The sequence below is a fragment of the Pontibacter saemangeumensis genome (assembly GCF_039541895.1).
Classification (GTDB): domain Bacteria; phylum Bacteroidota; class Bacteroidia; order Cytophagales; family Hymenobacteraceae; genus Pontibacter; species Pontibacter saemangeumensis.
In genome coordinates this window covers 182,135-197,858 of the sequence record NZ_BAABHC010000029.1, presented here as the reverse complement: position 1 = coordinate 197,858, position 15,724 = coordinate 182,135, and the positions used below count along the sequence as shown (strand labels likewise).

Sequence of the window (15,724 nt, the reverse complement as noted above, 5' to 3'; positions counted from 1 at the left end):
TAATATATGTCTAAGATAGCATTAGTAACCGGGGCCACTTCTGGCATAGGCCGTGCCACTGCGTTCGAGCTGGCCAGGAAGGGGTTCCGGATTATCGCCACCGGCCGCCGGGGGGACCGACTGGAAGAGCTGCAGCAGGAACTGACCGTAGTGCCGGTATACACCCTTCAATTTGATGTGCGCGACAAAGGCGCCGTGCAGCAGGCCATAGACTCCCTGCCTGAGGCGTGGCGGCAGGTAGAGGTGCTGGTGAACAATGCGGGCAACGCGCATGGCATGGCCCCTATACAAAGCGGTGCGGTGGAGGATTGGGATGCCATGATCGACATCAATGTGAAAGGCCTGCTATATGTAACTAAAGCCGTGTTGCCGCTGATGCTGCAGCAGCGGAAAGGCCATATCGTGAATGTCGGCTCTATTGCGGGCAAGGAAGTATACCCGAACGGAAATGTGTACAGTGCATCCAAGTTTGCCGTGGACGCCATTACACAGGGCATGCGCATGGACCTGGTGCAGGAGGGCATACGCGTGTCAGAGGTAGCCCCGGGGCTGGTGGAGACGGAGTTCTCCGAAGTCCGCTTCAAAGGCGACAAAGAACGGGCGGCGTCGGTATACAAAGGCATTGCTGCGCTGCAGGCACAGGACATTGCAGAACTTATCGCCTTTATCGTGACAAGGCCTGCCCACGTGAACATCGCGGAAGTGCTGGTGCTGCCTACGGCCCAGGCATCAGCCACTGTCGTGCACAGGCAGCAGTAGCACCCTGCATATATGGAACTCGGAGGCCATGGCTGCGTACCTGATAGGGTGAAGCCTGTAACAAATGCAGGTACCACAAGCAATTCAAAACATCTATAGCGCTATGGCAAACGAAAAGGATCCGAAGAACAAGAAGAATGAAAGCGGGCAGGAAAGCAACAAGCCCCCCAGAAACGCAAACCCGCAACCCATGCCGGACGAGTACTCAAACGAAGCCAACTATAAAGGTGCGGTAGACCTGGGGACGGATGGCACGAAGGCGACTGCCTCGCAGCAACAGGGGCAAGGGGCCTGGAACGCAAAGGATAAAGATGAGAGCCGTGCAGGGAGCGGGGACAGTGGCGGAGGTCAGGCTTCTAAAAGCAAGGCAAATGAATAGAAGCTGATACGAGTAAAATAAAACGAGAAGGTCGAAACCGCGCATGGTTTCGACCTTCTCGTTTTTAGCGCCGCTGGGCGCGGTTATACCATGGAGTGACACACTACCAAGCGCTGGGCATATATGGCTTACTTCAGGTCTATTGTACGCGCTTGGGTGGAACTGCATCAGAAGCCTTCCCTGTCGAAGGCGTGCACGCGTACGTCACTTGTGCGTTTATCTTTCGTATCCGGGCCTGCCTCTAACTCAGTTCCCCGTTTGGTGTCATATACCCAGGTTTTCTTGCCCCAGCCTCCCACCTCTGAGGTGTCTTTTATCTCATCTTCGCCACGACCGCCCACGATTTTCACTTTAATGCCTTTGCCGACCTTGCCGCTGATTTCAAACTCATCGTCGCCGGCCAGTCCGTGCAGGGTGATGAGGTCGGTTTCGGAGCGGTAGAAGATCCGGTGGTACGTAATTCTGTCGTCAGACTTGCGCCGCATGGTTACCTCGGTCTCCTGGTCGTTCAGGCGCTTTACCTCGAACGCATCCTCCAGGTCAGTTCCTGTTACCAGTACTTCTTTTGCCAATATCTCGTAAAACTCTTCGGCGGCTGCAGGCAGAGTGTTGCGGCGGTTAATAAGTTTGCGCTTGGTGGTTTCTCCCACCAGTTCATATACCGAATCCGGGAACTGACGTACCGCTTTCTCTATCACCTCGTCGGTAATGGCCGTCTGCAGCACCTTTGCCAGCGAGTCGAACTGTTGCCGTGTCAGCTCAGACAGCGCGCGCTTGTCAATAAATTCAGAGTTGACGGTGAGGGCATATACGTCATTAAACTCATCATCAAAGGACTCGAACTTGCGGATGCCCCAGTTGCGGCTGAAGAGCCAGGGGATAATGCCGTCCTGAAAGCGGTAATAAACATTGTCGCGGTCCTTTGGGATGGGCCTGTAAATGCGGTTCCCTTTTTCTTTGTATTGCGCCCATTCCCACTGCCCCTCGTGGCGGTCCCAATCGTGGATCAGCAGGTCGAAGAGGCGGGCTTTGCCGAAGGCAAGTTGGTCAATAAAAACATTGTCCTGCCCGTAGCGGTTGTTGAGCACTGTGCCCGATCCGTCTATATCCACCGCATCGCCCAGGAGCGGAGTAATGGTGTTTTCATCGTCGAACTTCTCCTCCAGCATATAGACATGGTCGCTGAAGCGCGCGGTGTGTTTGCCGAAGGCGCTATCGGCAGGATGCACGTAGAACAGCCGAGGCGTAGAATGAGGGATTCCCGCAGCCTGTGCCATGGGCGCCACTGTGAGGGCAGCATACGGGTTGATGGCGGAGATCTGGTCGCGCAGCACATTCGCGACGAATGTTTTTTGCCATACTTTGGGGACAACGCTCACCGGGTCCTTGTCGAGGGAGCGCAGGGCATACGTAAAGCCGGTGGAGTCCGCCAGCGTCATGCTGGTGGTTTGGAAGCCCCCGCCTAAATCCTCAAACTTGAGGCCGCCCTGCACGGTATCCAGGTCCAGCACGGGCACCGTAACCGGGGCGTTCCACACGGGGCGGTAGTGCGTACCCCACAAAACGCGGTGCAGGAAGCCCCGCTTATAGTGTTTACCGGCTTTGATCGTGACACTATCCACGGTCTCGGGCGCATTTTTCAACTGCTCGTACACAGCCGGGTCTACAACAGGGGTGTTGGCGAAGAAGTTTTTACGGGCACAGCCAGAAGAGAAAAGAAGGAGTAATACAAGTAAGCCTTGTAAAGGGCGCTTATTCATATAGGGGTTGCGATATTACGTCTCTATTAACGTAAATCTGCTATAATGTTTTCACCCTGGTTCTGAAGCTTAAATTTTTGTGAGAAACCTAAGTATATAGGGCAAAGGCCTGTTTAACCAAGGCGAAGGGATCCGCGCAGCAAAGTAATGGTACGCATGCTTTATATATACCTATCAGTATCCACCACGCCTGCAGGAGGCAGCGCTGCGGATAGCACGAAAGCGGTGGTGCTTTACCCGATGGCTCTAACTCTTTTTGCCTGCGGCCTTTTTACCGGGAACTGCTTTCTGCGGATGTACCAGAGCACGAAGCCGGAAATGGAAAGGAGGCCGGGCATCAACCCGCCCACGCAGTACAGGATTTTGACGAAAAGCCCGGCGTAGTCGCCAAAGTGCAATGGGTGGAGTATGGTGAGCACGCGCTCGTGCCAGGGGTGCTCCCGCAGAAAGTCTACGCCCTCAACACTGCCCGTCTTATAATTAACCTGCACAGTGCTGTAGAGGGTGCCGTAATAAGCCGGGTCAGTCTTGAAGCGGCCCCTTAACTGCAGCTTTCCCTCTTCACTCACCGGAAAGCGCAGGTAAGTTACTTCGAAGCCGGGGTAAGAAGCCTCAATTTCCTGTATGGCTTTATCCACGGAGATAGGCACCCGGGGCACCTGTATGGCTGCCGTTCCGCCTTTCAGCGCAGCGTTCACAACCGTGATGGCCAGGGAAATGCCTGTAACGCACATGAGCAGGTTAAACACCAGCGCCCATACGCCTACCACCCGGTGCAGGCTGGAGAAAAGGCTGCGTCGGCTCTTCCGGGAGATGGTTTGCCGGAAGGTGATCACCTTCAGGATAGACTTGCGGTAAAGCAGGAAGCCGGTGACGGTGAGCAGCAGCAGCGCGAGCCCCGTCAGCAGCACCGCCACCTTCCCCGGGGTGCCCGCCAGCAGGTTGTAGTGCAGGTTTAGCAGGATATAAACGAGGCGGTTGTGGGCCTGTGGCACTGTCGCCACCTCTGCCCCCGTCTCGGGGTGCACAAACAGCCACTTCCGGAGCTGCCCCTGGCGCAACTCATATAGCAACGCCTGGTCAGGTGCTTCGGGCAGGGCCTGTATCCGGATGTCCCACCCCGGGTTTTCGTGGCGCACCCACCCAAATGACCTGTCGATGCGCAGGGCGTGGGCAGGCGTGCTCAGCTGCGACTCCTCGGCATATATGGCTGCATCAATGTCGTCATGGAAAACGAGCACAGCGCCTGAAAGGCTGATAGCCAGGATGAAAATCCCGGCTATCAGCCCACACCAATGGTGGAGGGAGAAGGTACGTTTCGTGCGCTTCTTCAAAATGCTACCAGTTATAAGACAACCCTAACTGGAAGCGCGCCCCGTTTGCCCTTGTGAAGTTATCATCCCGACCATACCAGTAGGCCTGTGGCAGGTAATAGGCTTTGTCGAGGAGGTTTTCTACACCCAGATTCAGGCTCAGCTTGTCAGTGGCCTGGTAAGAGGCTGCCAGGTTAAAGATGTCGAATGCTTTTACCGGGCCTTCGCCGGAGCTATAGCCTCCTTTTTCATTCTGTTCAAAACGGTCACGCTCGCCGGAGTAGATCCACTGCAGGTTCAGGTTCAGTTTCTCCACAGGCTTCACATTCAGGTAAGAGGTAATTTTAATCGGCGGGATGCGCAGGCCCGTCAGGTAGGTGTCTTCCTGATCAGAATACGCGCTGTTGTTGTTGATGTCTGCCTTGCCCTCGCTGTAGGCCACATTGGCGCCAAACGTGATTTTATCTGAAACAAACACGTCCACAAGGGCCTCCACGCCCTGCACACGCTCCGGGGCGCGTTCGATCTCGTACACGCCGTCCGCATTTGCTTTCAGGTTGGCACCCAGTTTAGACGTGCTGATAAAGTAAGCGCCGCTAAAGGAGACGATGCCCAGCTTGCTGTGGAAGCCCGCCTCATAATTATTCACGATCACCGGCTCCAGGTCCATCTGCGAGATAAAGTTCTCTTTGGCCCCACGCACATAACGGCCCACGTCAATCATCGAGAAGCCCTGTGAGTAGCTTATGAATGGTTTGAATGCCTCCATCCCTGTGTAGCGCAGGCCAACGTTAAACGTATGGGCGTCGAACTTCAGCGTGCCGCCTTCCACATACTCCCCGCCGGCGCCGCTCGCCAGCACCAGTTGCTGGAAGTCTTCAACGCCTACTTTCACGTTGTCATAACGGTAGCCCGCCTTGAATATGAAGTCCTGGTTCAGGTTCAGGTTAAGTTGTGCGTAAGGAGCCGCGTTCTTCAGGTCCATTTCCGGCACCCAGGTGCGGCCATCCACCAGCGGTTGCGACGTAACGTCATTCAGGTAATCCACGCCGTAGGTCAGGTTAGCCTTCGCCAAGCCCAGTTCAAAGGGTGTGTTCAGGCTTAGCCTGATGCCTTTTTTATTCGATTTGATGGTAGACTGCCCGCCATTCTCGAAGTAAGAGGTCCAGCCATACACGGTATAGAAGCTCTGCAGGTAAGTACTCAGCTCCAGGTCCGTGTTCAGGAACAGGTTTTTGCCAACGTAACGCGCCTGCGCGTTGTGGTTGTAGCGGGTGCCTTCGTCTTTTCCCAGATGCTCCCCTTTCACACCCGTCGTGGGTGTCTCGCCATAGGTGCCGAGCTGCTCCACATAAGCAGAGTTCTGGCCGCTACCGAAGTAGTTGTACATAGCCTCTACCCGGTGCTTCTCGCTGAAGTTGTAGCCTAACTTACCGAAGCCATTGTACATTTTGGTTTCGCCGAGACCATACACGGGAGAAATCACGTCGCCCTCACCATCTTTAAACACGCCTGTTTTCTCGTAAGTGCCGCTGGCCACATAGTCGAAGTTGTTTACCTTTCCGGAGAACTGCTGTGAAACACGGCCCCCGAGGGTGTTGTCGCTGTTAAAGAGCATGCCCGTGCCGGCAAGAGAAGTAGACGCGCTGAATGGCTTGCTTGCGTCTGCCTTTTTTGTGATGTAGTTGATCAGACCACCGTCGGCCCCGTTGCCATATATGGCTGTGGCGCCTTTCACCACCTCCACGCGCTCAATGGCGGCGGGGTCGATGGTGCGGACGTCGCGGCTGCCGTTACGCAGCGGCGTGGACTGCGGAATACCGTCTACCATGATGAGCACGTTGCGGCCGCGCAAGGTCTGGCCCACGTTGCTGGTGGTGTTGCTGTTGATGGCGAAGCCTGGAACGGTCTGTGCCAGAATGTTGGAGATATTGGTGGTAATCTGTGACTGGAGCTGCAGTGCACGCGAATCGAGCACGTAGACGGAGGCAGGCGTTTCGTCCAGGGCCTCCGGCGTGCGGCCGGCAGAGACAATGACTTCCCGCAGGACTTGCTGGCTCTGGCTGAGGCTGAGGTTTAACGTTGCATTGCCGCTGGTCAGATCCAGTGGCTGCTGCAAAGCACCGTAGCCGACACCTCCCACGCGTAAGGTATAGGTGCCTGATTTGATGCCTGTGATTTCAAAATAGCCCATGGCATTGGTATTGGTTCCGAGCGGCGTGCCCTCTAAGGCTACCGTGAGCATCTCAAGTGGTTGTCCTTTTTTGTCCGTCACTGTGCCAGAGACGACTCTAAACTGCTCCTGTGCCATGGTTATGGTTGCAGAAAGAAAAAACAGGATCAGAAGTAAATGCTTTTGCATGCGTGTTTCGTTATTTAGAACAATTCTATACAGTGCAAAAGTAGTGCACGACCTGCTGCCATACAAGCTCTATTTAAAATTATTCTAAATAATGGAACTAATCCCGTTTCCCGAACACAACTGTAGCCTGGCAATAGGCAGGCTACAGGAAATGTGAGGTGAATTTTCGATGTAGCACTAGCTCTTATACCTGTATATAAACAGGAAGCCCGCCTGTAAAACTACAGGCGGGCTTCCGCTGGTAAGAAAAAAATCTGCTTACACGTCTGCTCTGGAGTTGCGGTTACGCTCGTTCTCGTCGAGGTAGATCTTGCGCATGCGGACGTTCTTCGGCGTTACCTCCAGGTACTCGTCTTTCTGAATGTACTCCATGGCTTCTTCCAATGAGAAGTTCTTGGCAGGGGCGATCTTTACGTTGTTGTCAGAGCCGGAAGCACGCATGTTCGTCAGCTTCTTGCCCTTCTGGATGTTCACCGTGATGTCGTTCTGTCGGCTATGCTCCCCGATTACCTGGCCCATATATACTTCAACACCCGGATCAACGAAAAACGTACCGCGGTCCTGCAGCTTATCAATTGAATAAGCGGTGCCCGGTCCTGTCTCCATCGAGATGATAGAGCCGTTAATGCGGCCCGGTATAGTGCCCTTGTAAGGCTCGTACTGGCTGAAGCGGTGGTTCATGATGGCCTCACCGGCAGTGGCAGTCAGGATGTTGTTACGCAACCCGATCAGGCCGCGCGCAGGGATGTTGAACTCGAGGTGCTGCAGGTCTCCCTTCGGCTCCATGATGGTGAGTTCGCCTTTGCGCTGCGTTACCAGTTCAATCACCTTTCCGGCTGTCTCTTCCGGCACGTCCACTACCATGTGCTCGATTGGCTCGCAACGCACACCGTCAATCTCTTTATATATAACCTGCGGCTGGCCTACCTGCAGCTCATAGCCTTCGCGGCGCATGGTCTCGATCAGTACTGACAAGTGCAGGATGCCGCGTCCGAATACCAGGAAAGTATCTTCACGGTCTGTCTCCTGCACACGCAGCGCCAGGTTTTTCTCTGTTTCCTTGAACAAGCGGTCGCGCAGGTGGCGCGATGTCACGAACTTGCCCTCTTTTCCGAAGAAAGGAGAGTTGTTGATCGTGAAGAGCATGTTCATGGTCGGCTCATCTATGGAGATGCGCTTCAGGGGCTCCGGGTTGTTGATGTCAGCAATCGTATCGCCGATGTCAAATCCCTCGATGCCTGTTACCGCGCATATTTCGCCGGCTGATACCTCAGGAACGCTCTTTCTGCCTAGTCCCTCAAAGATCTGCAGTTCGGCGATCTTGCCTTTTTTGAAAGAGCCGTCGGCCTTGCACAAGGTGATCGGCATGCCTTCTTTCAGGGTGCCGCGGTGCACGCGCCCGATTGCGATACGCCCAACGAAGGAAGAGTAGTCAAGCGAGGTGATTTGCATCTGTGGGCTTCCCTCCAGGTACGGGGCCGGGGGAATCACGTCGATGATGGCGTCCAGAAGCGGCGTGATGTTATCGGTCGGCTTGTTCCAGTCGGTGCTCATCCAGCCTTGCTTGGACGATCCGTAAAGGGTTACGAAATCAAGCTGGTCTTCTGAGGCATCCAGGTTAAACATCAGGTCAAATACCTGCTCATGCACCTCGTCGGGGCGGCAGTTCTCTTTGTCCACCTTGTTTACCACCACAATCGGCTTGAGGCCGAGCTGGATGGCTTTTCCCAACACGAATCGTGTCTGTGGCATGGCGCCTTCAAAGGCGTCCACCAGCAGGAGCACGCCGTCGGCCATCTTCAGCACGCGCTCTACCTCACCGCCGAAGTCGGCGTGACCGGGAGTGTCTATGATGTTGATCTTAACGTCTTTGTAACGAACCGACACGTTTTTTGAAACGATCGTGATGCCGCGCTCCCGCTCCAGGTCATTGCTGTCCAGGATGAGGTCGTCAAAATGCTGGTGCTCCGAGAAAAGCTTGGATGCGTGGATGATCTTGTCTACGAGCGTGGTTTTGCCGTGGTCTACGTGTGCGATGATCGCAATATTTCGAATGTTCTGCATTGAATTGGTTTTTCGAACCGCAAAAGTACTAAAAAGCCTTTACAGTTTTAGTATGCAGCTCGAAATAAACAGGTTATGGGTGTAAATAAATCGCTGAGGCCGGTTGGAGCGCCAGTCAATGAGCAAACATAATTGGCTTGAAGTTTGTTTCTTAAGCTGTTATATAATTCAAAGGGCAAAAGCCGTCCGCGCGTTTGCCCCGTATCTATACCATATGAAAGCAATCTATTTTATCTTACTGACCGGCGTGCTGCACCTGAGCGCCTGTGCGCAGCAGGAAAGCGCTGCGGAGCGCGCGCCCACCACCGCCGGCACCGGCAACGAGCCCTTGCCAGCAGAGGTGGTGAAAGAACTGAACGAACAGGCGCTCGGTGACACCGTGGTGAAAACGGAGGCGGAGTGGCGAAAGCTGCTTACCCCGGAGCAATATTATGTGCTGCGCGAGGAGGGTACCGAGCGGGCTTTTAAGAACGAGTACAACGACAACAAAAAGCGCGGTGTATATAACTGCGCCGCCTGTGGCAACCCCATGTTCACATCCCAGACCAAATTTGACTCAGGCACCGGCTGGCCAAGCTTTTACGCGCCCATATCGGAGAAGCGCGTGAAAGAGGTGGAAGACCGAACCATGGGCATGGTGCGGACAGAAGTAGAGTGCGCCCGGTGCGGCTCACACATCGGCCATGTGTTCCCGGACGGCCCCGAGCCAACAGGCCTTCGCTACTGCCTGAACTCCGCTGCCCTTAAATTCGTGAAGAAATAAGAACTGAACGGACTAACCACCGTTTAGACTTTGACTGTTGCCGGATGTGTCGTGCCTGTCCGGCAACAGTCATTTTTATATCATATATAGAATCAACCGTATAATGCCCGTGCCCAGGCAGGAGGCCACGGGCATAGCATACAGGAACCCCTAACGCAAACAATATGAATAACCGCATAGAGGCGCTGCAACAGGCGCTTACAGGGCACCGGCAGCGTTTGCTCCGCCACAACGTGTACCAGTCGCTGGAGACGATGGATGACCTGAAGCTGTTTATGGAGCACCACGTGTTTGCTGTCTGGGATTTTATGAGTCTGCTGAAGGCCCTGCAGCGCGACCAGACCTGTATTACGTTGCCTTGGATGCCGGTAGGCAGCCCCAGTACCCGCCGCCTGATAAACGAGTTTGTGCTGGAGGAGGAAACCGACCTGGACCCGGAAGGCCGGCCGGTAAGCCATTTTGAGCTTTACCTGCGCGCCATGGACGAAGCGGGGGCCGACAAAAGCCTGATCGAGCAACTGCTGCAAAGCATCAGCGAAGGCAAAAGCGTGAACAACGCCCTCGATAAGGTCCGGATCGATGCGAGTGTGAAGTACTTTGTCCGGAACACGTTCAGCGTGATCAACTCCGGTAAGCCGCATGCCGTGGCTGCCGCCTTCACCTTTGGCCGCGAAGACCTGATTCCGGGCATGTTCCGGCACCTGATCGAGGACCTGAGCGAGCGTTTCCCCGGTAAGCTGGACACGTTTATTTACTACCTTGACCGCCACGTGCAGTTGGACGAGGAGGTGCACACGCCGCTGACGCTGCAAATGGTGGCAGAACTGTGCGGCGACGATGACGAGAAGTGGCAGGAGGCACTGGAGGTAGCCCAGGACTGCATCGAACAGCGCATTGGGCTCTGGGACGGTATCCGGAGCCTCCTGCCTTCGGAGGCGTGAGGCTAGTTGCTGGTTGTTGATTGATGATTGGAGCTCTCCATGATTGAAAACAACGAACAATCATCAACTAACAATTAACAATCACACAGCGGCAGCCGTACTTTAATCTCAAACCAAAAGACACAGAACGATGGTAGAATTACATTCAGAAGCAGATAATATAGAAAACGCGGCCCAGTGCATTATAGAAGCCTTCAAAGAGATGGACGTGCGGGAGGGGAACGTGCTGACGTACCAGCAGCTGTACCCGTATCTGCAGGAGCGCTACCCGCGGTATAAAGACGTGCAGAAGGAGGCCGAGCATCATCTGGCCAAAGAAGGATATATAAATCCGGCCCCGGACGGCCTGATGCTGACACAGGTGGGGCATAACCGCATCTATAACGAGGAGGCATAGCAATTCACGGCTCCCAGGCCCACACACTGGAGTTGTAAGCATATAAAAAGAGGCAGGCGATCAAACGTCTGCCTCTTTTTAATTAATGCTGTTAGCTACTGTATTTCAGTAATTTCTACCCTCCGAAGCGGCTATTAGGCTCTTTTTTCTCCGGATCATGCTTTTTGCCCGTATAAAAGGAGGGAGGCTTTCCGAAAGAAGGAGGGGAGCAGGTAGCAATTTAGCGTGATAAAGCAATGGAGCGATATAATTTATATATGATCGGAGCAGTGATGTTGGGTGCCGTCGTCGGCTGCACATCGCTGTCGGAGGGGCAGGAGAGCCTGCCGGAAGATGTGGTGGTGAACGAGCGGGTGACGCTGCGGCCGGGCCCTGAAGGCACACTGGGCCGGCAGATGGGCGGGGTAGCCAGCGAGATTAACCGCAAACGCAACATAGAGGAGTTCGACCGGAACGGGCCTGCCACCACGCCTAATGCGTTGCGCCCGCGCCAGCTGCCTTACGCGCCCGTCGACTCGGCTAGGCACAACATCTACTGGCCCATCAGCCCCAAAGTTCCGCCGATCCGGGTAAAAGAGTAGGAGCTTTATATGCACAGCGGCCCCCGGTTTATATATACCGGGGGCCGCTGTGTTTTGGGGGTGTTCTTTATTTTTTCCCCCGGGCATCGTCCACTTCCTCGTCTCCCAGGTGCAGCTCGTCGGGCTCAAGGTCCACGTACACTTCATGGTCGGGTGGGGTGTTTTCAGATTCCCGGTCAGTTTTTTTGGGAGCCGGGTTCTTTTTTACCTCCTCCTGCTTGCCCTGCTCGCCCAAACTGCTGTCTTCGTCCTTTCGCGTTCTGAAATTATCTTTGTTCTTCATGATTCTGTATCGGGTAGGTGATGGTTTGTCTTACGGAAAAAAGCGGGGCAGGTCAGGCCACAGCCCTGATTTTGCCATTCGCGACCAGGTGGCGGTGCATTACGCGCGCTATTTGTATATTTGTATTTTAGACCAGACATGACAGCAACACCAAAACGATATACCGTAACGGCGGCCTTGCCTTACGCCAATGGCCCTGTGCACATCGGCCATTTGGCAGGCGTGTACCTGCCCGCCGATATTTATGTGCGCTACCTGCGCTCGCAGGAGCGCGATGTGAAATTCGTGTGCGGCTCCGATGAGCATGGCGTGCCGATCACCATCCGGGCGAAGAAAGAAGGCATCACCCCGCAGCAGGCCGTAGACAAGTACCACGAGCTCATCAAGCAGTCGTTCGAGGACTTCAACGTGTCGTTCGATATCTACCACCGCACGTCTTCGGAGGTGCACGCCGAGACTGCTTCCGACTTCTTCCTGAAGCTCTACAACGACGGCAAGTTCATTGAGCAGACCACGCAGCAGTACTACGATGAGAAGGCGCAGCAGTTCCTGGCCGACCGCTACATTGTGGGCACCTGCCCCAAGTGCGGCAACGAGAACGCTTACGGCGACCAGTGCGAGAACTGCGGCACCTCCCTCAACGCGACAGACCTGATCAACCCGAAGAGCACCCTGAGCGGCCTGAAGCCCGTAATGCGCGAAACCAAGCATTGGTACCTGCCCCTGAACGAGTACGAGCCGTGGCTGCGCGAGTGGATCGTGGAAGGGCACAAGAACGACTGGAAGCCCAACGTATATGGCCAGTGCAAATCGTGGATTGACCAAGGCCTGCAGCCGCGCGCCGTTACCCGCGACCTCGACTGGGGTGTGCCAGTGCCCGTGGAAGGCGCCGAGGGCAAAGTGCTCTACGTGTGGTTCGATGCGCCCATCGGCTATATATCCGCGACCAAGGCGCTGACCGACGAGTGGGAGAAATACTGGAAAGACGAGGAGACAAAGCTGGTGCACTTTATCGGCAAAGACAACATCGTGTTCCACTGTATCATCTTCCCGGCCATGCTGAAGGCGCACGGCGACTATATACTGCCCGACAACGTGCCCGCCAACGAGTTTTTGAACCTGGAGGGCGACAAGATCTCCACCTCCCGAAACTGGGCCGTGTGGCTGCACGAGTACCTGCACGACTTCGCCGGCAAAGGCGACGTGCTGCGCTACGTGCTGGCCGCCAACGCCCCCGAGACGAAGGACAACGACTTCACCTGGAAAGATTACCAGGCCCGCAACAACAACGAGCTACTGGCCATACTGGGGAACTTCATCAACCGCGCGGTGGTGCTCACGCAGAAATATTACGACGGCGCCGTGCCTGCCCGTGGCGAGCTGCAGGATATTGACCGGGAGGCGCTGGAGCAGCTGGCGAAATACCCAACCATAATCGCGGAGCTGATCGAGCGGTACCGATTTCGAGAGGCGCTGAGCGAGCTGATGAACCTGGCGCGCCTGGGCAACAAGTACCTTGCCGACACCGAGCCGTGGAAACTGATCAAGACAGATGCCGAGCGCGTGAAAACCGTGCTGAACATCGCGCTGCAGGTTTCGGCCAGCCTCAACATCCTGATGGAGCCGTTTCTGCCTGCTTCAGCCCAAAAGCTGAGCGACATGCTGAACAAGCCGGTGGGCAAGTGGGCCGAGGCCGGTGCCGCCGACCTGCTGCCCGTGGGGCATGTGATCGGAACGCCTGCCCTGCTGTTCGAGAAGATAGAGGACGCCGCCGTGGAGGCGCAGGTGCAGAAGCTGCTCGACACGAAGAAGGCCAACGAAATAGCCAACGCCGTAGCGGAGCCAGCCAAAGAAAACATCTCGTTCGAGGACTTCTCGAAGATGGACATCCGCATCGGCACCATCCTGGAGGCCGAGAAAGTAGCCAAGACCAAAAAGCTCCTGAAGCTGAAGATCGACACTGGTATTGACCAGCGCACCGTGGTGAGCGGCATTGCGGAGTTCTTTGACCCGGAGAAGATCATCGGGCAGCAGGTCAGCATCCTGGTAAACCTGGCCCCGCGCGATATCAAAGGCATCACCAGCCAGGGTATGATCCTGATGGCCGAGAACGCCGACGGCTCCCTGGCCTTTGTGCAGCCCAGCAAGCAGATCGTGAATGGGGGCGGGGTAAGTTAAAAGCTGTATTATATCCTATATAGCAAGAGGCGCAACTGGCAAAGTTGCGCCTCTTTTTTTGTTCAGCAGATTCTAAATTCTAATGATTATATATAGTATATTCGTTAGTTCAGTTCCGTTTATCCGGCTATATTGGGTGGCTAAACGGAATTAATTCGGTATATCTGCAAGTTAGGGCGGATACAAATGGATTGAAAAAATCTTAAACTTCTTAAACTTATATTAAGTAAATTTAAGCAAGCAATCTTATATAATTTATGGAAGCTAATAAACTAAAGAATATACTCATCCAGCGTATCCAATCAATAAACGATGAAGCTTTTTTAAATGCTCTCAAAGTACTCACAGACGCTAAAGTTGAAGTTGACCAATATAGCCTTAGCCAATTCGAGCAAGAGAAAATAACTAAGGCAAGGCGGCAATACGTTAATGGTGAAACCTATTCACAGGAAGAAGTAAAGCGAGATATTGATTCATGGCTAAAAAGCGCATAGTCTGGTCTAAAGAAGCTCGCCTTGATTTTAAAGCAACTTTAGAATTCTACAACGAAAGAAATGGGAGCAATACTTATAGTCGAAAACTGGCTGACCAGATTTTTAATATTATAGAAAAGCTTCAATCCAACAATTTCTTAGGAATCAAGACTTCTGACTCAGAAGTGCGTGTTCTGATCAAAGGCACTTTTTCCATCTTCTACGAACTGAAAGAAGAAGAAATATTAATATTAATAATCTGGGACTCCAGAAGAAATCCAGATGAACTGAAAAAGTACCTGCCCTAACCCTGCACAGGCTCCATACTCGGCTACGCCTCGCTCGCAGCCTGTACTAACCGTTAGCGGTAACTCTAAATTATGAAGAAGGTTTTCAAACGATTTCATGAGCCATTCACAGCAGAGATACAGCATCCTCAAACCAGAGTGATTGAATTTATAGTAACTGAAAAGAGTAAAAGAAGAGGCTTGTTTAATTTCCTTAGCAGCAATCCAATTGACTTTAGAGAAATTACTCTTTCTAATGAGAGCTTAGTCATTGATGTCAAGCCTAAAATGCTTAATCCTTTCAGGGGAATGGGTAAGATATCTATGCATTTAGTTAAAGGGGAAAATTCTTCTTGTACAAAAGTAGAAGGGGAGATAGTACCTTATAATGATAGATATATACTTACTGTCTGCTTGTTCTTAAGCTTCTTGACTATTTGGACAGCCTTTGCCTTCATCATAGATACAAGCATCAATACTTATATTGTAGTAGCGCTTGGGTGGACAATATTTACTTTTATCTTATACATGCTTCCATTCTGGTACAGAAGCAGGCTAAGAGAGTATAAAACTCATTCTTGCTGCTATTGAATAGCAAAAGAATAAAGTAGAAAAGATTCCGCTAACAAAGCACATGAGTAACGCTTTGTCTACGCTTTGCTCACCTCATGTACGAAGCCGTTAGCGGCATTGAAAACAGACAAATGAACAGTAGCAAGCGATTAAGAATCAATATGCAATTTCTAAAAGTAGCTTTTGTAGCTTTTACAATCATACCGCTGCTTATTTCGTGTGTTAATCAGAAACAAGCAGTAACAAATCTCCAAAGGAATGACATGATGATTCGTATCTCTGAAATAGAAGTAGATTCTAATTATCTTGAAGCATATAATTCCATACTCAAAGAAGAAGCTGAAGCTTCCGTTAGGTTGGAGCCGGGTGTCATTTCTATTTACCCCATGTACCAGAAGGACAACCCAACTCAGATTAGAATCCTGGAAGTGTACGCTAACCGGGAAGCATACGAATCACATCTGAAAACTCCGCACTTTCAGAAATATAAAACCACCACTCTTAAAATGATAAATTCATTACGACTTGTTGATATGGAAGCGATCGACGCAGAAACAATGCCTAAGATATTTTCTAAAATGAAAGAGTAAATAAAAATTAAGGATTTTGTA

Annotated in this window: 16 protein-coding genes; 11 read left to right on the top strand and 5 right to left on the bottom strand. The window is 52.9% G+C overall.

The features are described 5' to 3' along the window. Positions 1 to 6 precede the first annotated feature (6 nt). Both ABD920_RS19280 and ABD920_RS19275 read left to right on the top strand, forming a co-directional pair. The gene (locus tag ABD920_RS19280) at positions 7 to 759 is read left to right on the top strand and encodes an SDR family NAD(P)-dependent oxidoreductase (RefSeq protein ID WP_345161298.1); all 753 of its coding nucleotides are present in this window, start codon (positions 7 to 9) and stop codon (positions 757 to 759) included. 103 nt (positions 760 to 862) lie between these two features. Further along, entirely contained in the window at positions 863 to 1,138 is a 276-nt protein-coding gene (locus tag ABD920_RS19275; RefSeq protein ID WP_345161296.1) for a hypothetical protein, read from the top strand. A 167-nt stretch (positions 1,139 to 1,305) separates the two neighbouring features. Here ABD920_RS19275 and ABD920_RS19270 read toward each other — a convergent pair whose 3' ends face one another. The 4 genes from ABD920_RS19270 to typA form a co-directional block, all read right to left on the bottom strand. Further along, on the bottom strand, positions 1,306 to 2,898 hold the full coding sequence (locus ABD920_RS19270; protein ID WP_345161294.1) for a hypothetical protein: 1,593 nt from the start codon (positions 2,896 to 2,898) through the stop codon (positions 1,306 to 1,308). 233 nt (positions 2,899 to 3,131) lie between these two features. Then, positions 3,132 to 4,232 (bottom strand): PepSY-associated TM helix domain-containing protein, encoded by a 1,101-nt coding sequence (locus ABD920_RS19265; RefSeq protein ID WP_345161292.1) that lies wholly within the window; start codon positions 4,230 to 4,232, stop codon positions 3,132 to 3,134. A gap of 4 nt (positions 4,233 to 4,236) precedes the next feature. After that, positions 4,237 to 6,573, bottom strand: coding sequence for a TonB-dependent receptor (locus tag ABD920_RS19260; protein ID WP_345161290.1), 2,337 nt, complete (start codon positions 6,571 to 6,573; stop codon positions 4,237 to 4,239). A 258-nt stretch (positions 6,574 to 6,831) separates the two neighbouring features. Next, positions 6,832 to 8,637 carry a translational GTPase TypA gene (gene typA / locus ABD920_RS19255; protein ID WP_345161288.1) on the bottom strand — a complete coding sequence of 602 codons (1,806 nt, stop codon included), beginning with the start codon at positions 8,635 to 8,637 and terminating at the stop codon, positions 6,832 to 6,834. A 214-nt stretch (positions 8,638 to 8,851) separates the two neighbouring features. Here typA and msrB point away from each other — a divergent pair, with 214 nt between their 5' ends. The 4 genes from msrB (at position 8,852) to ABD920_RS19235 (ending at position 11,319) form a co-directional block, all read left to right on the top strand. Next, a complete protein-coding gene (gene msrB / locus ABD920_RS19250) occupies positions 8,852 to 9,400 on the top strand; it encodes a peptide-methionine (R)-S-oxide reductase MsrB (RefSeq protein WP_345161286.1) in 549 nt (182 codons plus the stop codon). 164 nt (positions 9,401 to 9,564) lie between these two features. Then, positions 9,565 to 10,341 (top strand): DUF3050 domain-containing protein, encoded by a 777-nt coding sequence (locus ABD920_RS19245; protein ID WP_345161284.1) that lies wholly within the window; start codon positions 9,565 to 9,567, stop codon positions 10,339 to 10,341. Positions 10,342 to 10,471: 130 nt separating this feature from the next. Further along, positions 10,472 to 10,738, top strand: coding sequence for a hypothetical protein (locus ABD920_RS19240; RefSeq protein WP_345161283.1), 267 nt, complete (start codon positions 10,472 to 10,474; stop codon positions 10,736 to 10,738). 236 nt (positions 10,739 to 10,974) lie between these two features. Then, on the top strand, positions 10,975 to 11,319 hold the full coding sequence (locus ABD920_RS19235; protein WP_345161282.1) for a hypothetical protein: 345 nt from the start codon (positions 10,975 to 10,977) through the stop codon (positions 11,317 to 11,319). Positions 11,320 to 11,386: 67 nt separating this feature from the next. On the opposite strand, the gene ABD920_RS19230 is transcribed toward ABD920_RS19235, so the two are convergent. After that, positions 11,387 to 11,602, bottom strand: coding sequence for a hypothetical protein (locus tag ABD920_RS19230; RefSeq protein ID WP_345161280.1), 216 nt, complete (start codon positions 11,600 to 11,602; stop codon positions 11,387 to 11,389). Between the two features lie 138 nt (positions 11,603 to 11,740). Here ABD920_RS19230 and metG point away from each other — a divergent pair, with 138 nt between their 5' ends. The 5 genes from metG to ABD920_RS19205 all read left to right on the top strand — a co-directional run bounded on the left by metG (position 11,741) and on the right by ABD920_RS19205 (position 15,703). Continuing rightward, positions 11,741 to 13,780, top strand: coding sequence for a methionine--tRNA ligase (metG, locus tag ABD920_RS19225; RefSeq protein ID WP_345161278.1), 2,040 nt, complete (start codon positions 11,741 to 11,743; stop codon positions 13,778 to 13,780). Between the two features lie 257 nt (positions 13,781 to 14,037). Next, a complete protein-coding gene (locus ABD920_RS19220; protein WP_345161276.1) occupies positions 14,038 to 14,274 on the top strand; it encodes a hypothetical protein in 237 nt (78 codons plus the stop codon). Continuing rightward, a complete protein-coding gene (locus ABD920_RS19215) occupies positions 14,256 to 14,561 on the top strand; it encodes a type II toxin-antitoxin system RelE/ParE family toxin (RefSeq protein WP_345161274.1) in 306 nt (101 codons plus the stop codon). Before ABD920_RS19220 ends, ABD920_RS19215 begins: the two co-directional genes overlap by 19 nt. Before the next feature lie 72 nt (positions 14,562 to 14,633). Further along, on the top strand, positions 14,634 to 15,131 hold the full coding sequence (locus ABD920_RS19210) for a hypothetical protein (RefSeq protein WP_345161272.1): 498 nt from the start codon (positions 14,634 to 14,636) through the stop codon (positions 15,129 to 15,131). A gap of 77 nt (positions 15,132 to 15,208) precedes the next feature. Continuing rightward, a complete protein-coding gene (locus tag ABD920_RS19205; RefSeq protein ID WP_345161270.1) occupies positions 15,209 to 15,703 on the top strand; it encodes a putative quinol monooxygenase in 495 nt (164 codons plus the stop codon). Positions 15,704 to 15,724 lie beyond the last annotated feature (21 nt).